This window comes from Caulobacter sp. FG7, assembly GCF_057808875.1.
The window spans coordinates 38,740-60,759 of the sequence record NZ_JBMDIW010000025.1 but is presented as its reverse complement, the minus strand read 5'-3'; the positions used below and the strand labels follow the sequence as shown (position 1 = coordinate 60,759).

At 68.0% G+C, this 22,020-nt stretch carries 21 protein-coding genes, 1 tRNA gene and 1 pseudogene; 13 read left to right on the top strand and 10 right to left on the bottom strand.

The window, feature by feature from the left end; genetic code table 11:
• Window positions 1-34: 34 nt before the first annotated feature.
• The 3 genes from ACODR1_RS19090 to ACODR1_RS19080 are packed head-to-tail and all read left to right on the top strand — an operon-like array spanning window position 35 to window position 6,903.
• Window positions 35-1,786 carry a trypsin-like serine peptidase gene (locus ACODR1_RS19090; RefSeq protein WP_488881867.1) on the top strand — a complete coding sequence of 584 codons (1,752 nt, stop codon included), beginning with the start codon at window positions 35-37 and terminating at the stop codon, window positions 1,784-1,786.
• The gene (locus ACODR1_RS19085; RefSeq protein ID WP_488881866.1) at window positions 1,783-4,902 is read left to right on the top strand and encodes an AAA family ATPase; all 3,120 of its coding nucleotides are present in this window, start codon (window positions 1,783-1,785) and stop codon (window positions 4,900-4,902) included. The genes ACODR1_RS19090 and ACODR1_RS19085 overlap by 4 nt, the downstream gene beginning before the upstream one ends.
• 3 nt (window positions 4,903-4,905) lie before the next feature.
• Window positions 4,906-6,903, top strand: a complete 1,998-nt coding sequence (locus tag ACODR1_RS19080) for a DNA/RNA non-specific endonuclease (protein ID WP_488881865.1) — start codon at window positions 4,906-4,908, stop codon at window positions 6,901-6,903.
• Between the two features lie 161 nt (window positions 6,904-7,064).
• Here the strand turns inward: ACODR1_RS19080 and ACODR1_RS19075 are convergent, their stop codons facing one another.
• Window positions 7,065-7,517 (bottom strand): response regulator transcription factor, encoded by a 453-nt coding sequence (locus ACODR1_RS19075; protein ID WP_488881864.1) that lies wholly within the window; start codon window positions 7,515-7,517, stop codon window positions 7,065-7,067.
• A 37-nt stretch (window positions 7,518-7,554) separates the two neighbouring features.
• The gene (locus tag ACODR1_RS19070) at window positions 7,555-8,169 is read right to left on the bottom strand and encodes a response regulator transcription factor (RefSeq protein WP_488881863.1); all 615 of its coding nucleotides are present in this window, start codon (window positions 8,167-8,169) and stop codon (window positions 7,555-7,557) included.
• Between the two features lie 67 nt (window positions 8,170-8,236).
• Between ACODR1_RS19070 and ACODR1_RS19065 the strand changes: the two genes are divergently transcribed.
• The 6 genes from ACODR1_RS19065 to ACODR1_RS19040 all read left to right on the top strand — a co-directional run bounded on the left by ACODR1_RS19065 (window position 8,237) and on the right by ACODR1_RS19040 (window position 14,090).
• Window positions 8,237-9,838 (top strand): sensor histidine kinase, encoded by a 1,602-nt coding sequence (locus ACODR1_RS19065; RefSeq protein ID WP_488881874.1) that lies wholly within the window; start codon window positions 8,237-8,239, stop codon window positions 9,836-9,838.
• A gap of 129 nt (window positions 9,839-9,967) precedes the next feature.
• Window positions 9,968-11,023: an NAD(P)-dependent alcohol dehydrogenase gene (locus tag ACODR1_RS19060; protein WP_488881862.1), complete on the top strand. Its 1,056-nt coding sequence runs from the start codon at window positions 9,968-9,970 to the stop codon at window positions 11,021-11,023.
• A 198-nt stretch (window positions 11,024-11,221) separates the two neighbouring features.
• Window positions 11,222-11,782: a helix-turn-helix domain-containing protein gene (locus ACODR1_RS19055; protein ID WP_488881861.1), complete on the top strand. Its 561-nt coding sequence runs from the start codon at window positions 11,222-11,224 to the stop codon at window positions 11,780-11,782.
• A 97-nt stretch (window positions 11,783-11,879) separates the two neighbouring features.
• Window positions 11,880-13,205 (top strand): histidinol dehydrogenase, encoded by a 1,326-nt coding sequence (hisD, locus tag ACODR1_RS19050; protein ID WP_488881860.1) that lies wholly within the window; start codon window positions 11,880-11,882, stop codon window positions 13,203-13,205.
• Window positions 13,206-13,209: 4 nt separating this feature from the next.
• On the top strand, window positions 13,210-13,956 hold the full coding sequence (locus tag ACODR1_RS19045) for an SDR family NAD(P)-dependent oxidoreductase (RefSeq protein WP_488881859.1): 747 nt from the start codon (window positions 13,210-13,212) through the stop codon (window positions 13,954-13,956).
• Between the two features lie 47 nt (window positions 13,957-14,003).
• Window positions 14,004-14,090, top strand: a tRNA-Leu gene (locus ACODR1_RS19040).
• 57 nt (window positions 14,091-14,147) lie between these two features.
• Here the strand turns inward: ACODR1_RS19040 and ACODR1_RS19035 are convergent.
• Window positions 14,148-15,059 (bottom strand): hypothetical protein, encoded by a 912-nt coding sequence (locus ACODR1_RS19035; RefSeq protein WP_488881858.1) that lies wholly within the window; start codon window positions 15,057-15,059, stop codon window positions 14,148-14,150.
• Window positions 15,060-15,296: 237 nt separating this feature from the next.
• On the opposite strand from ACODR1_RS19035, the gene ACODR1_RS19030 reads away from it, so the two are divergent.
• The gene (locus ACODR1_RS19030) at window positions 15,297-15,512 is read left to right on the top strand and encodes a hypothetical protein (RefSeq protein ID WP_488881857.1); all 216 of its coding nucleotides are present in this window, start codon (window positions 15,297-15,299) and stop codon (window positions 15,510-15,512) included.
• Here ACODR1_RS19030 and ACODR1_RS19025 read toward each other — a convergent pair.
• From ACODR1_RS19025 to ACODR1_RS19010, 4 genes and pseudogenes are all read right to left on the bottom strand, one after another.
• A complete protein-coding gene (locus ACODR1_RS19025; protein WP_488881856.1) occupies window positions 15,500-15,940 on the bottom strand; it encodes a hypothetical protein in 441 nt (146 codons plus the stop codon). The two genes, ACODR1_RS19030 and ACODR1_RS19025, sit on opposite strands and share 13 nt — an antisense overlap.
• Before the next feature lie 63 nt (window positions 15,941-16,003).
• Complete coding sequence (locus ACODR1_RS19020; protein ID WP_058350191.1) at window positions 16,004-16,351, bottom strand: hypothetical protein; 348 nt, start codon at window positions 16,349-16,351, stop codon at window positions 16,004-16,006.
• Window positions 16,352-16,564: 213 nt separating this feature from the next.
• On the bottom strand, window positions 16,565-16,936 hold the full coding sequence (locus tag ACODR1_RS19015) for a hypothetical protein (RefSeq protein ID WP_488881855.1): 372 nt from the start codon (window positions 16,934-16,936) through the stop codon (window positions 16,565-16,567).
• A gap of 160 nt (window positions 16,937-17,096) precedes the next feature.
• Window positions 17,097-17,285, bottom strand: a pseudogene (locus ACODR1_RS19010) (LuxR C-terminal-related transcriptional regulator); the annotation flags it as partial.
• A gap of 105 nt (window positions 17,286-17,390) precedes the next feature.
• Between ACODR1_RS19010 and ACODR1_RS19005 the strand changes: the two are divergent.
• Window positions 17,391-17,765 carry a helix-turn-helix domain-containing protein gene (locus ACODR1_RS19005; RefSeq protein WP_116488708.1) on the top strand — a complete coding sequence of 125 codons (375 nt, stop codon included), beginning with the start codon at window positions 17,391-17,393 and terminating at the stop codon, window positions 17,763-17,765.
• A 10-nt stretch (window positions 17,766-17,775) separates the two neighbouring features.
• On the opposite strand, the gene ACODR1_RS19000 is transcribed toward ACODR1_RS19005, so the two are convergent.
• On the bottom strand, window positions 17,776-18,537 hold the full coding sequence (locus tag ACODR1_RS19000; protein WP_488881854.1) for a competence/damage-inducible protein A: 762 nt from the start codon (window positions 18,535-18,537) through the stop codon (window positions 17,776-17,778).
• Between the two features lie 189 nt (window positions 18,538-18,726).
• Here ACODR1_RS19000 and ACODR1_RS18995 point away from each other — a divergent pair, with 189 nt between their 5' ends.
• Together ACODR1_RS18995 and ACODR1_RS18990 are read left to right on the top strand one after the other, a co-directional pair.
• A complete protein-coding gene (locus ACODR1_RS18995; RefSeq protein WP_488881853.1) occupies window positions 18,727-19,017 on the top strand; it encodes a hypothetical protein in 291 nt (96 codons plus the stop codon).
• Between the two features lie 13 nt (window positions 19,018-19,030).
• Window positions 19,031-19,816, top strand: a complete 786-nt coding sequence (locus tag ACODR1_RS18990) for a DNA/RNA nuclease SfsA (protein ID WP_488881852.1) — start codon at window positions 19,031-19,033, stop codon at window positions 19,814-19,816.
• 18 nt (window positions 19,817-19,834) lie between these two features.
• On the opposite strand, the gene ACODR1_RS18985 is transcribed toward ACODR1_RS18990, so the two are convergent.
• The gene (locus ACODR1_RS18985) at window positions 19,835-20,644 is read right to left on the bottom strand and encodes a DUF5677 domain-containing protein (protein ID WP_488881851.1); all 810 of its coding nucleotides are present in this window, start codon (window positions 20,642-20,644) and stop codon (window positions 19,835-19,837) included.
• 307 nt (window positions 20,645-20,951) lie between these two features.
• Window positions 20,952-21,836 (bottom strand): hypothetical protein, encoded by an 885-nt coding sequence (locus ACODR1_RS18980; RefSeq protein ID WP_488881850.1) that lies wholly within the window; start codon window positions 21,834-21,836, stop codon window positions 20,952-20,954.
• Window positions 21,837-22,020: the final 184 nt, after the last annotated feature.

The window sequence follows — 22,020 nt, the reverse complement described above, 5'->3', positions numbered from 1 at the left end:
GGAATTCAAGCTCAATCTTGAGCTTGGGGGGCGCATGGTCAGCAGGACGGATATCGAAGGCGCCATTCGGGCCGATCCCGTGCGCGCCGAGCAGGCCCTGAAGGCCATGCAGGCCGGCGTCCAGGCCCCCGTGACGTTCGAGGCGCTGAGGCCCGTGGCGGAGCTGCACGGGATGTCGCTGGAGGGACTGGTTGCCCTTCAGCTGGAAAAGCGCGGACTGCTGGAGGCCTATGGCGTGGCGCTGGGCGGACGCGAGGTGGCTGCGCCCATGGACCAGCGCATTCGCGACTTCAGCGCTTTCGAGCCGGTCGGCAAGGCCGCGGCCTGCCGGATCGTGCTGGGCGACAACATCACTGGGTCGGGGTGCCTGATCGGACCCAGCCTGGTCCTCACCGCCTGGCACGTGATCGCCAGCGCGGGACCCGACGCGGAGAACCCGATCCGCGAGCCGATCAGCGTGCTGCTGGCAGACAAGACCCGGCGCAGCGTCGGCAAGGTCAGCCACTACCTGTCGCCCTGCACGCCGGAGGAGTTCGACAGCCAGATGCCGGCCAACGACGCCGCCTTCGTCGACCGGCACGACGTGGCGCTGCTGCGGCTCAGCCGGCCCGACGGCATGCGGCTCAATTTCCTGCGCGTGCCGGACGTGGCGCCAAAGCTGCCGTCGCAGGCCAACGTGTTCGTTCTCGACTTCCCGGACGGACGGCCGAGCGGCTGGGGACTGGGCCGGGTCGCCCCGATCTCCGGTTTCGAGGCGCGCGTTCCGCACGACAGCGCCACCGACGGCGGCTCGTCCGGGGCCGCCTGCGTCAATACCAGCTACGAACTGGTCGGCATTCACCAGGGGCGATGGGAGCCGGCGCGCCGGCTTGTGCCGCTGACCCGCTTCCACGGCCCGATCATGGAGCAGGTGCGAGGCGACGTCGCGCCCCGGTTCCTGTGGTCGCTGACCGACACGCTGGACGGCCAGCTGGTCATTGGCCGCGATCTCTTCTTCGAGGGGGTCGCTGAGGCCTCGCGCGGCGGGACGCGGGTGCGCGGCCTGCGGGTCAGCCGAATGAACCCCAGGACGGGCACGGCGGGCCTGGCCTTCTCGTCCGCGCTGCTGGAGAACGTGCTGGACCGCGACCCGGGGCGTCATGTCCTGATCCGCCTCTACTTCGACCAGCCCCAGCAGGATTTGCTGGGGCAGATCCGCCAGCGCGCCGCCGAGGCGGGGCTCAGGCTCGAGGCCGAAGCGGCGCCTGAGGGCGCCCGGGCCGGCGACACCACGCCCGAGGCGGCGGCCGGCGACCGGGCCCGGAGGCTGGCGCTGGCGCTCGACGCGGCGATCCTGGCGACCGGGACCGAGCGGCTGCTGTGGTTCTTCTTCGAGAACCCGGCGGCCGGTCTGACCGAAAATGAGCGGATCGCCTTCGAGGCGTTCGTCGGCGCGGCGCTCAAGCAGCTTCGCCTGAGGATTGTGATCGCCGGCTTCGAGACCATCAGCACGCCGGGCGAGGAGTTCGCCGACGCGGGAGCGGGCGCCGGCGAGGGGCCGCCGGGGCTGGTCGTGGAATATATCGGCCAGCTTTCGCGCGGCGAGGTCGAGATCCTGGTCGAGCGGGCGGGGCGCGCCCTGCAGTTGGACTTCGGCGCGGTCGGCGTCCGGCAGATCGTCAACCCGGCGATGGCGGCCGTACCCTCGCAGAACGGGGTGTTCGACATCGTCCACACCGTCGAGGTCGTGAAGCGGGTGCGCGAGGGCCTGGCCGACTGGCGCGATGCGCAGGAGGCCGGCGGATGAACGTCGCCGACCCGCCGCCTCCGCCGGGCCAGGAACCGCCGCTCCCCAAGCTGGACGCGGGAGCCCCGTCGCTGACGGCGATGGAGGCCGACGCCCAGGCGGCGATCGCGTTCGCCCGCCAGTACGCGGCCCTCTCGGGCCCCTTCGCGCCGGGAGATGCGCTGCGCGCGGCCGGCGCCGACCAGCCGCTGGATCTGGCCGTCACGGTGTCTGCGGCCCTGGCTGCGGCCTGCGACACTGGCGCGGGAAAGGCGGGCGCCTGGCTGCTGCGGGCCAGCGAACGGGGCTGGGACCTGAAGCAGCTCGCCGACCGGAACCGGCTGGACGCGGCCAAGCGTTGGCGCCGCGACCAGGGCGTGGACGCCGCGACGAGCGACCTGCTGGACGCGCTGGACGGCGAGGGCGAGTTCTCGACCGTCGCGGTGGAGGCGAAGCTGAGCGCGGCGGAAGCGGGAAGCGGCGAGGCGGCGCCCGACCTGCCGAGACTGGCGGCGGCGCTGGAATGGAGCGGCGGGTTCGCTCCGGCCGCGGCCCTGCTGGCCCGCGTCCAGGCCGCCTTGAGCCGGGCCGACCAGAGGCGTCGCGGGGACCTGCTGCTGGAGGACGGCTTCCACGGCCGCGCCGACCTGTCCGAAACGCTGGTCGACTGGATCTGTGCGCCGGAGGATCCGGGCCGCGCGGTGCGGGCGCTTTATGTCAACGGCCTGCCGGCGATCGGCAAGTCGACGCTGCTGGAGCACGCCCTGCGCGAGGTGGCCGGGCGCGGTGTCGAGGTGGTCGTCGCGCGGCTGGATTTCGATCGCGCCAGCCTGGACGTGCTGGATCGCCTGGGCCTGAGCCTGGAGGTCGCGCGTCAGGTGGCCAGCCAGGCGCCGGAGATCGCCGCCGAACTGCGTAGCGCGCGGCTGGAGGCCGTCACCACCCAGGAGGCCGCCTTCAAGGGCGGCGGTCGACGGCGACTGCCCTACGCCCTGATCGAGGCCATCTCGGCTCACCTGCGCAACTCCGGACGCCGGCTGGTGATCGTGCTGGATACGCTGGAGGTGCTGCGCGGTCGGGGCGAAACCCATCCAGGGCAGCTTTTCGATTGGCTGGATGAACTGCGTGGAGCCGGGCTCGGGCCCTTGGTGGTGATCGGGGCCGGCCGGGAAGAGATCTTGCGAACGGTCCAGGACCGGGTGGCCGTGGCCTTGACCCTCGACCGCCTGACCGAGACCGACGCGGCCGCCCTGCTGGCGCAGACGAAGGCGCCGCCCGAGCTGTGGGGCAAGGTCATCCAGCTGGCCGACGGCGATCCGATGCAACTGCGCCTGCTCAGCGCGGTCGCCCGCCGCGAGGGCGCGCCGGGCCTTGATCGGGAGGAGGGCGCGACCGCCACCCTCTATCGAAGCCTGGAATCGCGCCTGGGCGGCCGCCACGGCAAGATCGCGCGCTTCATCCCGCTGTTCCGCCGCTTCGACAGCCGGCTGCTGGGCGAGGTGATCGCCCCGGTCGTCGGCGCCAAGCGCCTGAGCCCGGGCGAGGCGGCCGAGCTCTGGGACAGCCTCAAGGAACAGACCTGGCTGATCGGGGGGCAGGTCGCCTCCGGCTGGCTGGAGCCTCATCCCGACCTGCGGCGGCGCCTGGCGCACTGGCTCTACGAAGAGCGTTCGCGCAGCGCTCGCGGCCTGCACGAGCGAGCGGCCCGGTGGTTCGCCCGCTGGGACGAGCCCTGGGCGGCGACCGAGAGCCTGTATCACCGCCTGCAGGCCACGCGATGGGAACGGGGCGACGAGGCGCTGCGGGCCATGAACCTGGAGGCGAGCTTCGCCTTCGAGCCGGGCGACCTGGAAGACCTGCCCGCGCCGGCGCGAGACGCGGTGCTGCGGGCCCGGGGCGAGCGGAGCTACGAGGGGCGCGATCAGGCCGTCGCCTCGACCGCCCCGGTCTCGGCCGAGGCGGCCGGCGAACTGCGCGCGCTGATCGGGCGGGGCGACCTGGCCGAGGCGCTGTCCTTCTACGAGCACGTCTTCCAGCCCGCCGCCATCGATCCGGTCGGGGAAGCCGCCGACGCGGCGCTGGTCCTGCTCTGGCGCACGGGCCGCTGGCGCGAGGCGCGACGCCTGGCGGACGAGCGCGCCTGGTCGCGTCCGTGGGACGAGGCCCTGTTCGAGATCTGGCCGGAAGCCGCCCTGGTCCGCCTCGAAATGCAGGCGGAGTTCAGGTTCGCCGATCTGCGCCGCTGGTTCAGCCAGGCTGAGGAGCCTGTCCTGGAGCGGACGGGGCGGCTGATGGCGGCCTCGAAGATCAACCTGGCCAACGGCGCCCTGGGCTTCGCCATACCCTTCCAGCACTTGCCGCGGGGACGCGCCAACGCCGTCGCCGGGGTGATGACCCTCTGGACGCTCGGCGGAGCGGTCGAGGACAATCTGCGGGCCACGCTCCTGGTCGCCCTGGACCGCCGTCGAGGCGTCGATCCCGAGCGGACCGCCCAGTCGCCCGCCTTCTCCTCCAGAGCGAAGATCGCGCAAACCCTGGCCACCCTGTCTCCGTACGCGGATCTCGCCGAATGGCTGCTCCGCGACCGGCGCGACGGACGCCTGCTGGACCTGCTCAACGCGCAGGTCGAGGCGCTGCCCGAGCTTGCCGGGGTGCGCCACAACCCCGTGGCTCCGGACACGACCTTGTCGGCGTTGGGGCTGGCCGCCGAATGGCTGTCGACGGCCGGCCTGCTGCTGCGCGATCCGGACCTGCGGGCGATCGGGCGCAGCGCCGAGCGCTGGCGCAGGGCCGCCGGCGGCCGGTGGCCCTATTCCCGTCCGCCGCGCTACTGGCAGGGCGAGACCGGCCTGGACGTCGTCACGGAAGAGCGCCTGGCGGAGCTGTTCGACGCCGCCTCGCCCCTGGACGCCGCGCGGGAGCGGTTGACGGCCTGGGCGGGCGGCCAGGCCGGGGTCGAGCGCGTGCTGCGTGCAGCCAGGCTCGACCAATTGAGGGACGACCTCGATCGGGCGCCGACGGAGGCGTCGCACGCGTTCGCCCTGCGCGCGGCGTCCAGACTTTCGCGGCGATGGATCCCCGCCGCCTTCGTGCCTGCGTTGGCGATCCTGGCAATCGAACCCCGAAGGGACGCATAGGTCATGAGCAGAAAGTTGGAAGAAAGCCGGGGCAGGCTGGAGAGCCTGCTGCCGCGCCTGGGCAAGGCCGCCGAAAGCCTCGCTAACGGCGGGGGCGAAAACCTGCGCAAGCTGGGCCTCCGGGCCTCGGTTCTCGACGCCGACAGCGTGGCGCGCGCCCTGGAGGCCAAGCCCGGCAGGCTCGAGAGCGTCGGCGTCAATCCCATGGCCCTGGAGGCGATCGTCCGCCTGACGGGCCGCCCGCCGCTGGTCGTCCGCAACAACGCCGTCGTCATCGAGAAGGACCTGCTGCTCGAGTTTCCGAACACGATCACCGGACTGATCAAGGCGGCCGAGCCCGTCATCCCCTCGGTCGGGCGCATCGAGTTCGTCAACCACGAGATGGCCTGGGGCGGTACGGGCTGGGTCGTGGACCGCTCCAAGGACGACGCCCTGGTCGTCACCAACCGCCATGTGGCCAAGCTGGTCGCCAAGCGCAGCCTCGATGGCAAGGCGGTCTTCGTCCGCTCGCCCTTCACCGGCGTCCGTTATGGCGCGAGCATCGACTTCAACGAGGAGGTCGAGGCCCAGGTCGGCGAGGCCCGCAACGCCGTGGCCACCGCCGTCGAGTATCTTGCCGACGACACCGAGGCGGACGTCGCCCTGCTGCGGGTGGCGCGGCCGAGCGGCGTCGACTGGTCGTGGCCCGATCGCCTGGAACTGGCCGAGAAAGAGGCCGCGCAGGGCGATCTGGTGGCCCTCGTCGGCTATCCCGCCTACGACACCCGCAACGACGTCACGGCCATGGAGCAGTATTTCAGGGGCCTCTACGACGTGAAGCGCTTCGCGCCCGGCGAGATCACTCGCCCCGCCACCGCCGGCATCATCCTCAGCCATGACTGCACCTCGCTGGGCGGCAATTCCGGCTCGGCCCTGATCAGCCTGGAAACCCGCGCGGTGGTGGGCCTGCACTTCGCCGGCGAATACGGCGTGGCCAACAGCGCGGTCTCGGCCGGCACCCTGCGCCGCCTGGCGTTCGGCTCGCGCACCTCCGTCGCCGGCGCGGTGTTCAAGGAAACCCATGTCGAGGCCGCCGACGGCGTCCACAAGGCCGCGGACCTGAAGGATCGCGGGGGCTACGACCCGGACTTCCTCGGCGCGGGCCTGCCCGTGCCCTGGCCCAAGCTCGAGGCGTCGATCGAGGCGGGGCTAGCCAGGCCCGTCGACGCCTTGGCCGATCGCCCGTATGAGCTGCGCTACACCCATTTCGGCGTGCAGTTCTCGCAAGCGCTGAAGCTGCCGGCGGTCACGGCGGTCAATATCGACGGCAAGCTGGCCGTCCGCATCAAGCGCGGCGACGACAAGTGGTTCGTGGATGCGCGCATCGACCCGGCCTCGCAGTATACCGCCAAGCACTATGCGGACCGGGCCATCGATCGGGGGCACATGGTTCGCCGCGAGGACCCCAACTGGGGAGCCGATGCGACCCAGGCCAATTTCGACACCTTCCACTACACCAACTCGGCGCCGCAGCACTCGCTGCTGAACCAGGGCAAGACCCTGTGGCAGGGGCTGGAGAACTACATTCTCGACAACAGCCGGACCGAGGGCTTCCGGGCCTGCATCTTCACCGGCCCCGTCCTCAACGGCGACTACGAGTATCTCGACGAGGAAGGCGGCGTCCGCGTGCCGCTGGAGTTCTGGAAGGTCGCGGTCATGCCGATCAAGGCCGAGGACGGCCGCGAGAGCCTGCACGCCACGGCCTATCTGCTCAGCCAGGGCCACCTGATCCGCAAGCTGCTGGAGGATCGCAACCGCAGCGAGGCCGTCGAAGGCTTCCGCCTCGGCGCCTACCGGACCTTCCAGATCGCGATCAAGGATCTGGAGGAGGCCACGGGCATGAACTTCCATGGCCTGCGGGACCACGATCCCCTGGCCGGAACAAGGGCCGGTGCGGAAGCCGTCGACAGCGGCCTGCCGTTGTTCGTGCCGCTGACCGAGGCCGAGGACCTGGTGCTGTAGGACGTAGCGACATTCACCGGCTGAGACGAAAACCTCGTCCTTCGACAAGCCCAGGATGAGGTTTTTTCTATCGCTTGGGCCTCTAGATGGTCCTCACCCTGAGCTCGTCGAAGGGCGAGGACCACGCAACCGGGCCTGCCCCAGCCGGGAGGAGCGACGCTTCAGGCGTCGGGCGATTTCGCGCGCGGGGCCAGGGCGGTTTCCAGGCAGCCGATGATGCTGGCGCCGCTGAACGGCTTCTTGAGGAAGCAGGTGGCGCCCAGGTCGAGGCCGCGCGTGCGGGCGCGGTCGTCGTCGAAGGCGGTAATCAGGATCACGGGCGTGGGCACGCCGCGCTCGCCCAGCGCCTGCTGGATGTCGAAGCCCGAAAGGCCGGGCATCTGCACGTCGCTGATCAGGCAGTCGGCCCCGTCCGAGATCTCCGAGGCCAGGAAGGCGGCGGCGGAATCGAAGGTCGCGACGCGATGGCCCAGCGAGCGGATCAGGGCCTCCAGCGAGGTCCGGACGGCTTCGTCGTCGTCCACGACGGCGATCAACGGGGCTTGCGACACCAACTCGTCCTTCCAGGTCCCGTCGCGGGCCAGCGACGGCGACGAGCTTCCTATCTGCCGCAAGCGACGAGCGGACGGAACTATACTCGGGTGTGTGGCGTCAGGTCGCGGCGGCGCCCAGCTGCTCGGCCATGCGCACGAACTCGACCACCGAGCGGGCCTGCATCTTCCGCATGGCCGCGCCGCGATGGATCTTCACGGTGATCTCCGACAGGCCGATCTCGAAGGCGATCTGCTTGTTCATCAAGCCCTCGGCGACCAGGCCCATGACCTGGCGCTCGCGCGTGGTCAGGGTCTCGTAGCGGCGGCGCAGTTCGTCGAGGCCCGAGCGTTCGGTGCGCTGGGCGAGGTCACGGTCGATGGCGGCCATCACCGCGTCGAGCATGTCCTGGTCGCGGAACGGCTTTGCGAGGAAGTCGACGGCCCCGGCCTTCATGCCGCGCACGGTCATGGGGATGTCGCCGTGGCCGGTCATCAGCACCACCGGCATGCGGATGTCGGCCGCGTTCAGCTGGGCCTGGAAGTCGAGCCCGCTGACCCCGGGGAGTCGAACGTCCAAGACAAGGCAGCCGGCGTCATGCGCATGTCCCGAGCGGAAGAAGTCCTGGGCGTTGCCGAACAGGCGCGTCTCCAGTCCGACGGACCGGAACAGGCTGTCGAGGGCCTCCCGCAGGGGGCCGTCGTCGTCGACAATGTGCACCGTCGGACTGGACATGGACGAATAGCTGGACCCGCCGCCGGCGCGGCGTCAACAATGGGGAGCGCTTCCTTCGGTGAGCTCGATGCACGACCGTACGGGCGATGTCTTGGACATATCGGCCAATAGCTTGGCCGGGCTGCTGGATGCGGCCCACGAGCCGATCCTCGTGCGCGACCTGGATGGGCGGATCCTGTTCTGGAACCAGGGCTGCGAGGCCCTGTACGGCCATGGCCGCGACGTCGCGCGAGGCGCGCTGGCGCCGGATCTTCTGAACACGGTGTTTCCCGCGCCGCTGGACCAGATCACCGCCCGCCTGCTGGCCGAAGGGCGCTGGGAGGGCGAGGTCACGCGCCGCCTGGCCGACGGCCGCGAGGCGGTGATCGCCCTGCGCTGGTCGCTGCGCCATGATGTTTCCGGCGCGCCCGCCCAGGTGCTGGAAACCGGGCGCGACGTCACCGAGGCCCGCAAGGCCGAGGAGGCCCTGCGCCGCAGCGAGTACCGCTTCCGCAACGTCTTCCACGCCATGAGCGTGTCGTTCTGGGAGCTGGATTTCTCGGCCCTGGCCGGCATGTTCGGCGCCCTGCGCGCCAAGGGCGTCACCAGCCTGCGGGCCCACATCGCCGAGAACCCGCGCTTCGTGCGGCAGATGATGGAGGCCAGCCAGGTCGTCGACGTCAACGACAAGTCGCTGCAGCTGTTCGAGGCCACCCGCGAGCAGTTGCTGGGGCCGGTCGACCGCTTCTGGCCGCCGTGCAGCGAGCACGTCTTCGCCGCCAGCGTCATTGCGGCGCTGGAGAAGAGGCCGCACTACGAGAGCGAGTCCCGCTTTCGAACCTTCGACGGCCGGGAGTTCGACGGCCTGTTCACCTGCTGCTATCCGCGCGAATACCTGCCGCAGGGCGCCACCCTGGTGGGGGTCATCGACATCACCGATCGCCTGCGGGCCCAAGAGGACCTGCAGCGGGTGCAGGCCGAGCTGGCCCATGCGGCGCGGATCTCGACGCTGGGTGAGCTGACCGCCTCGATCGCCCATGAGGTCAACCAGCCGCTGTCGGCCATCGTCACCAACGGCGAGGCGGGGCTGCGCTGGCTGCGGCGCGCGACGCCGGACCTAGGCGAGGTGAGCCGCGCCTTCGACCGGATGATCGGCGAGGCCAACCGCGCCTCGGGCGTCATCGGCCGCATCCGCACCATGGCCGTGAAGGGTGAGCCCGAGAAGGCGCGGCTTTCGCTGGCGTCACTGGTCGAGGAGGCGGTGCTGCTGGTGCGGCGCGAACTGACCACCCACGACGTGGCGCTGCGGGTGCAGGTTCCGGCCGATCTTCCCGAGGTCGAGGGCGACCGGGTCCAGCTGCAGCAGGTGCTGGTCAACCTGATGGTCAACGCCGCCCAGGCCATGGCCGAGGCGGAAGAGCGCGTGCTGACGATCCGCGGCTCGGCCGAGGGCGAGGCGGTGGTCCTGTCGGTCGCCGACACCGGACCTGGCGTGCCGCCCGAGCGACAGGCTCAGCTGTTCAACGCCTTCTACACCACCAAGGCGGGCGGGATGGGCATGGGCCTGTCGATCTGCAAGACCATCGTCCAGGCCCATGGCGGCGAGATCGCCGTGGCCTCCGCGCCGGGCGAGGGCGCGGCGTTCGTGCTGAAACTGCCCTGCGCCGGGGACGCGCAAGAGGCTGATTGATGAAAATCACTCATCAGCCTGTGCAAATCTGAGCGGCTAATTTTACTGTCGCGCGCGCGCTAGTTTGGCTTTGCGAGACTCCTCCCCGGGTCTCCGCCTCCCCAAAAAGCCAATCGGAATATCCTGCACATGGCCATCAAAGCCTATGGCGCCTTCGCCGCCGACAAGCCGCTGGAAGCGATGGACATCACGCGCCGCGCCGTCGGCGCCAATGACGTCCAGATCGAGATCGCCTATTGCGGCGTCTGCCACTCCGACCTGCACACCGTGCGCTCGGAATGGGCCGGCACCCTGTTCCCCTGCGTGCCCGGCCACGAGATCGTCGGCCGCGTCTCGGCCGTGGGCGGCCAGGTCAGCCGCTTCAAGGAAGGCGACGTCGTCGGCGTCGGCTGCATGGTCGACAGCTGCAAGCACTGCCACTCGTGCGACGAGGGCCTGGAGCAGTTCTGCGAGAACGGCTTCGTGGGCACCTACAATGGTCCGACCAACGACGCCCCCGGCCACACCCTGGGCGGCTACTCGCAACAGATCGTCGTCAAGGACGACTTCGTGCTGAAGATCAGTCACCCCGAGGAGCAGCTGGCCGCGGTGGCCCCGCTGCTGTGCGCCGGCATCACCACCTGGTCGCCGCTGCGCCACTGGAACGTCGGTCCGGGCAAGAAGGTCGGCGTGGTCGGCATCGGCGGTCTTGGCCACATGGGCGTCAAGCTGGCTCATGCCTTGGGCGCGCACGTCGTGGCCTTCACCACCTCGGAAGCCAAGCGCCAGGACGCCCTGGACCTGGGCGCCGACGAGGTCGTGGTGTCGCGCAACGAGGCCGAGATGGCCGCCCACGCCAACTCGTTCGACTTCATTCTAAACACCGTCTCGGCCAGCCACAGCCTCGACGCCTTCACCGCCCTCCTGAAGCGCGACGGAACCTTGTGCCTGGTCGGCGTGCCGGAGCATGCTCACCCGAGCCCCGACGTCGCCGCCCTGATCTTCAAGCGCCGGTCGATCGCCGGCTCGCTGATCGGCGGCATCGCCGAGACCCAGGAGATGCTCGATTTCTGCGCCCAGCACGGCATCGTCTCGGAGATCGAGAAGATCGACATCCAGGAGATCGAGACCGCCTACGAGCGCATGCAGAAGAGCGACGTGAAGTACCGCTTCGTGATCGACAGCGCCTCGCTGGCCAAGGCGTAAGGGTCCGGTTCCGCGCGGCCTTCCGGGTCGCGCGGACCACCCCTGGCGACGCGGTTCTCATACCCGGGTATGAGGCCGCCACACCCAGGGAGCGCGACGATAAGCCCAGGTGCGATGGCGGCGCGGCCGTCGCGGGCGGAACAATGATCCCCGAAAAGAGAGAGCCCTTGGGGGGCGCTCCAGCCAGGGATCGAAACCATGTCCTTCTTCGCCGTCGACACCGTTTCCGCCACTCCCGTCGCGCGTCTTCGGATGGCCGGCGACCTGGCGGGAGAGCCCCGCACCTTCGAGGACCTGCGCGAGGTGCTGGAGGCGCTGGAGCGCTCGCTCGAGCGGAACGCCCAGGCCGCCCGCGCCCTGGTCGCCCGGGCCTCGGCCATTGTCGTCGGCGTGGATGCGCGCGCGACCGCGCCGATCCAGGGCGGCCTGGCCCCCTGGCAGGCCCGCAAGCTGCGCAAGCACATCGACGAGAACCTCGACGGGACCCTGACCACGGCCGCGCTGGGCGAGCTGGTGGCGCTGAGCGCCAGCTATTTTGGCCGCGCCTTCAAGGCCACCTTCGGCGAGACGCCGCACGCCTACATCACCCGCCGCCGGCTGGAGGCGGCCAAGGACCTGATGCTGTCCACCCGCGATCCGCTGAGCCAGATCGCCTACCAGTGCGGCTTCGCCGACCAGTCGCACCTGTGCCGCCTGTTCCGCCGCTCGGCCGGCGTGGCGCCCCAGGCCTGGCGCCGGGCCAACCGCCTGGCGGCGTGAGGCGCTCTCCACCCAGCGACCGTTCCCGCCGAACCGCGCGCCGGCCCAGCCGATCCGGGCCACATGTCCTTCCGGGAGATCCCAGGAGGACAAGACCATGGCCAGGTGGTTGAAGACCGGCGCGGACGTGACGGCGGTGGCGAACGCGGACCGGGCGGTGCGCGAGACGGTGGAGGGCATCCTCGCCGACGTGGCCGCGCGCGGCGACGCGGCGGTGCGAGACCTGTCGGTGAAGTTCGACGGCTGGGACCGCGAGAGCTATCGCCTGTCGAGCGCCGAGATCCAGGCCTGCGTCGAGCAACTCTCGGACCGCGACCTGGCCGACATCGAGTTCGCCCAGGCCCAGGTCAAGAACTTCGCCCAGAAGCAGCGCGAGACCCTGCTCGACCTCGAGGTCGAGACCCTGCCGGGCGTGGTGCTTGGCCACAGGCACATCCCGGTCGGCGCGGCCGGCTGCTACGTGCCCGGCGGCAAGTATCCGCTGCTGGCCTCGGCCCACATGTCGGTGCTGACGGCCAAGGTGGCCGGCGTGCCGCGCGTGGTCACCTGCGCCCCGCCGTTCGGCGGCAAGCCCGCCCCGGCCATCGTCGCGGCCCAGGCCCTGGCCGGCGCCGATGAGATCTACTGCCTGGGCGGCGTGCAGGCCGTCGCCGCCATGGCGCTGGGCACTGAGACCATCGCCCCGGTCGATATGCTGGTGGGCCCCGGCAACGCCTATGTGGCCGAGGCCAAGCGCCAGCTGTTCGGCCGGGTGGGCATCGACCTCTTCGCCGGCCCGACCGAGACCCTGGTCATCGCCGACGACACCGTGGACGGCGAGCTGTGCGCTACCGATCTGCTGGGCCAGGCCGAGCATGGCCCCGACAGCCCGGCCATCCTTCTGACCACCTCGCGCAAGCTGGCCGAGGACACCATCGCCTGGGTCGAGAAGCTGCTGCAGGTGCTGCCGACCGCCGCCATCGCCCGTCGGGCCTGGGAGAGCTTCGGCCAGGTGATCCTCGCCGACAGCGACGCCGAGATGGTCGAGATCGCCGACCGCATCGCCTCCGAGCACGTGCAGGTGATGACCGCCGACCCGGACTATTTCCTGCGCAACATGACCAACTACGGCGCGCTGTTCCTGGGCGAGCGCACCAACGTCTCCTATGGCGACAAGGTGATCGGCACCAACCACACCCTGCCGACCAAGCTGGCGGCCCGCTACACCGGCGGTTTGTGGGTGGGCAAGTTCCTCAAGACCTGCACCTACCAGAAGGTGCTGACCGACGAGGCCTCGGCCCTGGTCGGCGAATACTGCTCGCGCCTGTGCGCCCTGGAAGGCTTCGCAGGCCACGGCGAGCAGGCCAATATCCGCGTGCGTCGCTACGGCGGCCGCGAGGTGCCCTATGCGGGCGCGGCCTCGCCGGTACTGGCGGCGGAGTAGGGGCATGCAGCTGCCGCGCACGCCCTCGTTCCGCCTGGACGGCCGCCGGGCCCTGGTGACGGGGGCGGGCAGGGGCATCGGTCTCGCCGCCGCCGCGGCCCTGGCCCAGGCCGGGGCCGAGGTGACCCTGGCGGCGCGCTCGGCGAGTGAGATCGAGGCGGCCGCCGATGCGATCCGCGCCGAGGGCGGGCGGGCGCAGGCGCTGGTGCTCGACGTCGGCGACCTTTCGGCGGTGAAGGCCGCCATCGCCGCGGCGCCGGCCTTCGACGTGCTGGTCAACAACGCCGGCACCAACCGCCCCAAACCCTTCGTCGAGGTCACGGAAGACGACTACGACGCCGTGCTCGACCTCAATCTGAAGGCCGCCTTCTTCGTCGCTCAGGCCGTGGCGGCGCGGATGGTCGAGGCCGGGACGAAGGGCTCGATCGTCAACCTGACCTCGCAGATGGGCCACGTCGGCGGCGCGCGGCGCAGTCTCTATTGCGCGTCGAAATGGGGGCTGGAGGGACTGTCCAAGGCCATGGCGCTGGACCTCGCGCCGCACGGAGTCAGGGTCAACACCATCGCCCCGACCTTCATCGAGACCCCGCTGACCCGGCCGTTCTTCGACAGCGTGCTTTCCAAGATCAAGCTGGGGCGCCTCGGCCAGGTCGAGGACCTGATGGGCGCGGTGGTGTTCCTGGCGTCGGACGCGTCGGCGCTGATGACCGGCAGTTCCTTGGTCGTCGACGGCGGCTGGACGGCCGACTGACGGGGCTAGGCGCCCCGCGCGAGCTGGGCTAGGCCTCGCTTACCAGTGCGGGCATGGCGAAACTGGTAGACGCAGCGGACTTAAAATCCGCCGGCCGCAAGGCCTTGCCGGTTCGACCCCGGCTGCCCGCACCAAGGCGCTTGTCTTTCCTGGAAAATGCTCATCGTCTCCCATGCCGGATCCTGATGCTGCTATTTTTCGTAGTGCAGAAGGCAGCTTATTTCCGAAGAATTTATATTGTTGTCGATGTGGTCGGCGATGTTCTTGAATTTGATATCGCTCATCGAGCGGCGCATTTCCTGGATCGTTGTTATTGTTGTGTTTTTCAATGCTTCATGGAATGGAGCTTCAAATCTGTCGCCGTAGAAGCGAGATGAAAAAATCTTGCCGTTGGTCGTGCTGCGAAGGGCGACGCCGATGATGTCTACGTAAGCGCCTTCCCTCGGGTCGGGTACGCAGCTCAACAGGTAGGGCGACCGGCTGCCTCGGTCGAAGCCGGTGAAATGGAGATGGCGCCCCGTCGAGTAGACGTCGCCGGAGATCATGGCTTCCGGTGGCGCGCTGCTGCTGCGCAGCGGGTAGGCGATCCTGAACTTGATTGCCGGTCTCTCCGCCTGCTCGGTCAAGGAGACCTCCATCGCGGATACGACGACTTCCTTGTCCTGGGTTTGCCCGGTGCCGTGGCGGTAGGTCAGGTAGACGCCGGAAAGTCGGCGGCCCAGGTGTGCGATCTCGTCGTCGCTCGGTCGCCGAGCCTCTTGTTCGACTTGCAGCCATGCTGGCGCGACATCGCCGTGCGAGAGACGATGATTATAGACCGCCTGGATGATTGGACGCATCGTTGTGCGGAAATGAAAGTCCGCAGAGTGAATGTAGCTCTCTATTGACTTGTATATATTAAGTATTTTTTCTGGATTGTGCTTCGAGAAATCGAGATTTCCACCATTCATGAACCGGCGAATGTCGTCGGTGGAGACTATGGATTGGTCGAATATATCGGTGAATTTCTTGTTTGAACCTTTGGCGAAAACCGTAAGCGCGCGCAGCGCGTCGAGCTTTTGCACCGTGAGGTTCGCTGGCAGCCCAACAGCCTGCCGGTTCATAGGCTCCCCCGTTGCGAATCATTATCGTGAATCAAGTCAAGCACGACCTGGGCGGTATTCCAGGAGATTTGGCGGCTTTCCCCGATATCCACGCCAAGGCGTTCGATTTCCGACGCTCCAACCGGTCGAAACCGCCTCACCGTGAAAGCAAGCTCGGCGCGTCTCTTGGTTTGAAAGGAAAAAACAATGGGATGCCAATGCAGCCGCTGCCTCGGTCGTTCGGCGACGGGGGCGATCGTGGGCGGCGTATCGACGGGCCTTCTCGCGGCCAAGGCCGGGGCGCTCGTAGGGTCGGTCGTGCCCGGCATCGGGACCGCGACAGGCGCGGGTATCGGGTGGACCGCTGGATGGCTCTACGGCCACTTCAAAGGCAGCGGCGACAAGAAGTGGGCCATGGATAAGGCCAAGTCCGCAGGCCGGATGATCTGCATGGCGCAGATTCAACCGCGCTGACCAAAGCGAGGCGGCGCTCGTCGCCGCCTCCACGCCAGCGCCGCCAGCCCCACGGCGAAGGCCACCAGTTCTGCGTAGCTCCACAGGTAATAGGCCGAGAAGAAGCCCCACTGGCGCAGCGAGCGGTCCAGCGCGAAGGCGACGTGGGTCAGCACGATCAGCAGCTGGAAGGCGGTCATGAATAGCAGCCAGATCCGCCGATCGAACAGGGTCAGGCCGACCAGCACGCTGAGATAGACCAGGTCGACCGCGAAGATGCCCCACTGGGTGAGGCTCTTGTCCTCGATCTCGGCCAGGGCCGAGGCGACCCAGGCCAGCATGGTGGCGACAGCCAGAAGGCGCTCGAGCCGGCCGCCCATCCACAGCGCCACGCCGCAGACCACGAACATCGCGCCGGCGCCGAGCTGGGTCGGCAGGATGCTGAACATGAGGCCCCCGAACACTGTCCGGGGGCCATTGTCGCGACGAATCGCGCGGGCCGGAAGAGGCGGTCAGGCCGACTTCACCACCTCCAGGAAACCGGTGCGGGTGGGATCGCCGTCCTCTTCCTTGTCGCCGCCGCCGACCAGGGTGACGCGGCGCAGGCCGATCTGGTCCTTGGCGTCGGCCAGGGCGCCGTGGGCGGCGATCAGCGAGCGGCGGACGTCGGCCAGGCCCGAGGCGGCCTCCATCACGTGGTCGACGGCCTGCTGGCCGACCCCGGCGGCGACCCTGGCCTGCAGGCGGGCGCGGGGCATGGCGGCGATCAGTTCGCCCATGGCGGCCAGGGTGTTGTCCACGGCCTCCTCGGCGGTGAACAGGCGGGTGGCCAGGTGCTCGGCGACGATGCGGCGGTTCATGGAGCGGTGTCCCCTCGGAAGTCCGGCGCTCCGGCAGGCGCGGTCCGGACGGTGATCGAAGGCGCCGGCGGGCGCCTTCTGGGGGAAGGCCGCCTCAGCCGTGGCGCAGGTTCTGGAAGAGCTCGACCACCTGGCGGGCGCTGAGCAGCCCGCCGATCAGCATGGCGAAGCCGAGCGCGATGGCCAGGACGGCCAGGAGGCGGAAGGCGGGGGTCAGAGCATGGTCGGATCCTCCGCGTATTTCTCGCGGAAGCCATCGTCCAGCACCGTGGCGGTGATGGTCAGGATCTCCCTCAGCACCATCTCGGCCGGCTTGGCCGCCGATTCCTTGCGGATCGCCGAGACCAGGTCGGCCACCAGCGGCTGCAGTTCCGGCGGGGCCAGGTCGGCCAGCTGGCGTTGCAGCTGCGACCAGCCGAAGACTGGGACCGCCGGTTCCGGCGGAAGAGGCGGCCAGGCCTGCTCGAAGGCGGTCACCGCCTGGCGGATCTGGCGGGCCTTCCAGACCAGCAGGCCCAATCGGTGCTCCTGCAGGCTGGTCGTGTTCGCCGGCGGCGGGATGGTGTTGTCGGGAAACTCTTTCACTGGGGTCGAAGGCCTCGGTTGATTGCGAGGCCGACGGTGGCGAGGAGGGCGGGGCGTCCGCCAGTCCGATTGGATCGGGGTGGGATTGAATCCCATAGTCGCCTGGGGCGAATCCCACGGCCGCGGCGACTCGCTCGTGCTCGCTCAGCACCCGGGCGGCGGCCCGCCGGCCGTTGACGCCGAGCTTGCGGCAGGCGCTTTCCACCAGGGCGTCGGCGCGCGACTTGGAAACCCCCATCAGCGGGCCGATTTCCTTGGAAAGCCTGTGTTCGCTGACGAGGCGAAGGGCTTCCCGTTCGCGCTTGGTCAACAGTTCTAGGCCGGCGGCGATGTGGGGCGTGTCGGGCATGAGGGCGAGCGGAAGGAAACTACTCGATCTAAGAGGGAGGTGCGTTGCGGCCGGTGACGGCTACGTCGATAGATAGCCGAGTTCTGTGAGCTTCGGACAATATCGATGACGACAACCGGCCCGGATCCCATCGACCTTGCGGTCGGAACCCGCATCCGTATTCGTCGTCGTTATCTGAAGGTCAGCCAGGACGACCTGGCCGCGGCGCTGGGCCTGACCTTCCAGCAGATCCAGAAATACGAGCGGGGCGAGAACCGCGTCTCGGCCTCGATGCTGGTGCGCATCGCCGGCCGGCTGGAGACGACGGTGGCCGCCCTGGTCGGCGAGGACGCGCCGTCGGGCGAGGATTCGGCCATGCTGGCGGCGCTGACCCTGCCCGGCGCGCTGGACCTGCTGCACGCCTACGCCGCCGCGGGCCCCAAGACCCAGCGGGCGCTGCTGGGCCTGGCCCAGTCGCTGCTGGCGGCCGACGAGGAGTAGGCCTGGAACCTCAGGCCTCCAGCCGTTCGACATTGGTGACGCCCAGGTCGGCCAGGGTCTTTTCCAGTTCGACGGCGGCGGCCTCGACCTCCGCCGGATCGCGGCCGCGGATAACCAGGCTGGCGCCGTAGACGTCCGGCAGGGCGAAGAACGGATAGCTGCCGATCGACAGGTCCGGATGGGCCTTGGCGACGGCCTCCAGCGGGGCGGCGATCGTGCCCTCGCCGGCGCCGGTGACCCGCACGGTCGTGGCCACCACCACGGCGCCGGTGCGCAGGCGGGGCCCCACGTCGTCGAGCATGCCGCGCATGATCGCCGGCACGCCGGCCAGCACGAACACGTTCTCCTTCTGGAAGCCGGGCGGGCCCTGCACCGGGTTCTTCACCAGGCTGCCGCCCTCGGGCACGTGGGCCATCCGGCGGCGGGCGGCGTTGGGCTCGCCCCAGCGCTCGCGCAGCATGGCCATGATCTCGGGATGCTCGGGGGCCGTCACCCCGAAGGCCTTGGCCACCGAATCGGCGGTGATGTCGTCGTGGGTGGGGCCGATGCCGCCGGTGGTGACCAGGTAGTCGTACCTGGTCCGCAGGGCGTTGACCGCATCGACGATCTCCTGCTCGACATCGGGGACCACCCGCGCTTCGCAAAGGTCCACGCCGTAGGTCGCCAGGTACTTGGCGATGGCGTTGAGGTTCACGTCCTGGGTGCGGCCCGACAGGATCTCGTCGCCGATGATCAGCACCGCCGCTGTCACTCGATCCTTGCTGGCCGTCATACGCGTGGCTCCCGGTTGTCGCCATCAGGACTTAAGGCCACGCCGGCCGGGCGGCAACGGCGTCGTGCAATCAATCCTGGTCGGTAATCCTGGCCGGCAATCCTGGCCGGGCGCGCCCAACCCCCGATTGACACCCGGGCCGGGGTGGCAGCTTATCGCTGCATCTTTCAGCTTAGCCATTGAGCCGTGATGCGCGCCTTCGTCGTTTCCGCCCTGATCTCCATCGCCGTGGCCGGTTCGGCCGCCGCCCAGACCGCCGCCCCTACGGACGCCGCCGCGCCGGCCGCCGCCGACAAGAAGGCCGAGAAGAAGAACGCCGGCGTTGTCTGCCGCCGCGAGCGCGTCGTCGGCAGCAACCGCCCGGTCCGGGTCTGCACCACGGCCGCCCAGCGCGACACCGACAAGGAAGCCGCCCGCACCCTGCTCGACGGCCGCGCGCCCAATAGCACCGACGCCCCCGACGGCGGTTCCACGAACTGACGCCTTCGACGTCGTGCATCTTCCGCAACCGCTGACCCGCGGTCGCATCGTCCAGCGCTACAAGCGGTTCTTCTGCGACCTGGTGCTGGACGACGGCCGCGAGATCACCGCCCACTGCCCCAACTCCGGCGCCATGCTGGGCGTGAACCTGCCGGGGCAGGGGGCGTGGGTCTCCCACTCCGACGATCCCAAGCGCAAGCTGGCCTGGACGCTGCAACTGGTCGAGGCCGCCGGTCCCGACGGGACGGGCCTGGTCGGAATCAACACCATGCTGCCCAACAAGCTGGTGGCCGAGGCCCTGGTCGGCGGGGTGATCCCGGAGCTGACCGGCTACGCCTCGATCCGGCCCGAGGTGAAGTACGCCGCCGCCAGCCGCGTCGACTTTCTGATTACCGATCCCGACCGGCCGCCGTGCTGGCTGGAGGTCAAGAATGAAAATCCTAATTACATCGCCCAACGCAAACTGTGGCTTGAGGTAAAAAACGTACACTTATCAAGGGATAGGGGGCTGGCAGAATTTCCAGACTGTGTGGCTGCCCGTTCAACCCGACATCTATCCGACCTCCGCTCCATGGTGGCTGAAGGGGATCGGGCCGTGGTCCTGTTCGTCGTGCAACGGGACGACTGCGATGAATTCAGGCCCGCCGCCGACAAAGACTCTGCCTTCGCCGCAGGCTTGGCGAAGGCCCATGCAGCGGGCGTGGAAGTGCTGGTCTACGCCTGCGACATGAGCACCGAGGAAATCCGGATCAGTCGTCGCATCCGTAGCCTCTTCGACATTGAGAAGGTTGCAGTCTGATCAGCCGCCGACATCGCGTCAGTCGTCTTTCGCAAGCGCAGGGTCGAGCTTGCGGAAGCGAGCAGAAGCGTCGCCCAGCTTCTTATTCAACTCGCCGTATCCGAACATCTGCGTGACCGCGATCCCCATAGGGATCGCGCATCGCATAGCCTCCACCAGCGTCTCGCGGATGTCGTCGTTGTCGTTTGGGCCCCACTTGAATCCTGACCACGAGTTGCGGTCCGGGGCGATATCCATATGCCGCTTCATCGACGTGGCAGACGGGTGCGCGGCATCGTCGGAAAGCTGCTTATAGAGCAGGTAGAGCTTCTTGAATGGGCCAAGTTGGGCCACATCTTCCGGCGAGAAATACCGCCCCTTTGGCAAACCCACCATGAAATCGTTCAGCGCCTTGGCATCAATGCCGCCGAAATCGTTCTTCAGGATGGTCTTGGCCTTGCCCTTCCGCGCAGCCGTGTCGTCAGACCGGATCATGTCGAGCGTCTGGACGGGATTGTCGTGCAGGCCCGCGAGGGCGAACGTCTCTTCCATCACGCTCCGAACGAGAATGCGTGCCTCCACGACCATGCCACGCTCAGCCATCACAACGGCGCCTTGATAGGTTTGCAGGCCACGAAGGAGCAGCATTGTGGCGACGGTATCTCGCTCGAATGACGTGCCCCTGACCTTGGCCATGGCTTCAAGAGCAATCTCTTGCAGGATGTCGCTGATCTCACCGGCCATAGCAAACCACTCCGCTGATTGCGTGCGGTATTCATGAACCCAGTCCTGAACCGCGTCGGCGAGAAAGCCGCTCTTCTGGAAGGCGCCGTCGAAATCGTTGGTCATTTCGCCAAGGTAGTGACCGTGATTATTTCACGCCAGACGGCTGACGTGATTGGCGTAAGTCGCATGGCCACGAAGCCCGCCAGCCTCAACTTGAATGGTACTGGATTTCCTCCGGTCAATGCCGAGCCGCGTCCTCACGGGTGATCGGTACTTTGGGGCCGTCTGCCGACCGATTCAGCAAATCGCGTTTGGCTCGATGAACTGTCGGCTGTCAGAAGCTCAAAGGGCTGACCAGTCGAACATGAGGATGGCAAGATGCGGACCCTGCCGAGCCTCGGAAGGTGACAAAGATAGGATTGCTGCGTGATCACTTTGAAGTGGGTTTCCAAAATGAGCGTTTAGGCAGCGCGGGATCAGGCTTCACGACCACCTCCTCACCGTCCAGCCCACGGATTTTGTACTCGCCAGTATCGCCAAAACGCGGACCACGCGCCTTGCAGATGGACACCAGCGTCTCATAGGAGCGCCTTCTGTCCTTATCGCTGTGCTTCAGCATTTCGCCGACCATCTGGTCCATGCCCAGTACCTGTGGCTCGATGGCCTCGTACTCCTCCTTGGTCCATGTGGTGACGATTACATCGCCCTCAACTTTGCCCTTAAGCTGGGAGCGGAAAGCTGCCTTTTCGGCAGTAAAGTAAGTCAAATGGTCGATGGTTGAGTTGTGCTGGCTGTCCAACATCATCAGGGTGTTTAGCACATCCTTTCCAGCGAACTTACCCACTCGATAAACCTCGTCGGTGTTGAAGGTGACCCGCTGAGGAATGTTGGCCAAATGCTTCATGGCCATGCTGACATGCGGATTGTGCTCCATCTTCTGCACTCGCTCGGAGGCCTCCTTCATGTGCAGGAAAATTGCGGTCTGAGCCGTGTAGATCAGGCCCAGTTTGTGGACGACGCTAAAGGCGGCGAACTTGTCCTTCTCATCATCTGTCGCTCGGTTCGCAATCTTCGTGGCCCGGAGACCGAAGTAGTAGGCAGCCAGCGCACCAACGAGGGCGCCAACTATACCGATCCCGCCGCTGACCAGATCACCGCTGACGTCGCTTTTCTCGGGCGGCATCTGGATTGTCACGGCCATGGGCTGCGATGCGACTGATCGAGTTACGGTAGGCTTCAAAGCTGGAGCAGGAGCAGTCGAGGCGGTTGATGAGGTAACAGGATGAGCGGTTGCTGGCTGCATATTGCTGGTCATCTGGCGAAGCTATGCCTTCGGGCGAACGACACAACCTCCTCGACCGCTCCCGAAGAATTTTTGGAGGAAGGCCGGATGAAACAAGGGCGAGCGCCAATAGGGCTTGCTCATGCGGCACTTCCCGAACCTCGACTTTGAACGTGCCAATAGGCTCAATATTGACTTTTGCCACATATCGTGCCAC

Coding starts and splice junctions, on each gene's coding strand:
- ACODR1_RS19090 (WP_488881867.1), top strand. CDS start 35: ATGGTCAGCAGGACGGATATCGAAGGCGCCATTCGGGCCGATCCCGTG.
- hisD (WP_488881860.1), top strand. CDS start 11,880: ATGGCCAGGTGGTTGAAGACCGGCGCGGACGTGACGGCGGTGGCGAAC.
- ACODR1_RS18980 (WP_488881850.1), bottom strand. CDS start 21,836: ATGACCAGCAATATGCAGCCAGCAACCGCTCATCCTGTTACCTCATCA.
- ACODR1_RS19060 (WP_488881862.1), top strand. CDS start 9,968: ATGGCCATCAAAGCCTATGGCGCCTTCGCCGCCGACAAGCCGCTGGAA.
- ACODR1_RS19025 (WP_488881856.1), bottom strand. CDS start 15,940: ATGTTCAGCATCCTGCCGACCCAGCTCGGCGCCGGCGCGATGTTCGTG.
- ACODR1_RS19080 (WP_488881865.1), top strand. CDS start 4,906: ATGAGCAGAAAGTTGGAAGAAAGCCGGGGCAGGCTGGAGAGCCTGCTG.
- ACODR1_RS19070 (WP_488881863.1), bottom strand. CDS start 8,169: ATGTCCAGTCCGACGGTGCACATTGTCGACGACGACGGCCCCCTGCGG.
- ACODR1_RS19055 (WP_488881861.1), top strand. CDS start 11,222: ATGTCCTTCTTCGCCGTCGACACCGTTTCCGCCACTCCCGTCGCGCGT.
- ACODR1_RS19020 (WP_058350191.1), bottom strand. CDS start 16,351: ATGAACCGCCGCATCGTCGCCGAGCACCTGGCCACCCGCCTGTTCACC.
- ACODR1_RS19005 (WP_116488708.1), top strand. CDS start 17,391: ATGACGACAACCGGCCCGGATCCCATCGACCTTGCGGTCGGAACCCGC.
- ACODR1_RS19000 (WP_488881854.1), bottom strand. CDS start 18,537: ATGACGGCCAGCAAGGATCGAGTGACAGCGGCGGTGCTGATCATCGGC.
- ACODR1_RS18985 (WP_488881851.1), bottom strand. CDS start 20,644: ATGACCAACGATTTCGACGGCGCCTTCCAGAAGAGCGGCTTTCTCGCC.
- ACODR1_RS19065 (WP_488881874.1), top strand. CDS start 8,237: ATGCACGACCGTACGGGCGATGTCTTGGACATATCGGCCAATAGCTTG.
- ACODR1_RS19035 (WP_488881858.1), bottom strand. CDS start 15,059: ATGAACCGGCAGGCTGTTGGGCTGCCAGCGAACCTCACGGTGCAAAAG.
- ACODR1_RS19045 (WP_488881859.1), top strand. CDS start 13,210: ATGCAGCTGCCGCGCACGCCCTCGTTCCGCCTGGACGGCCGCCGGGCC.
- ACODR1_RS18995 (WP_488881853.1), top strand. CDS start 18,727: ATGCGCGCCTTCGTCGTTTCCGCCCTGATCTCCATCGCCGTGGCCGGT.
- ACODR1_RS19085 (WP_488881866.1), top strand. CDS start 1,783: ATGAACGTCGCCGACCCGCCGCCTCCGCCGGGCCAGGAACCGCCGCTC.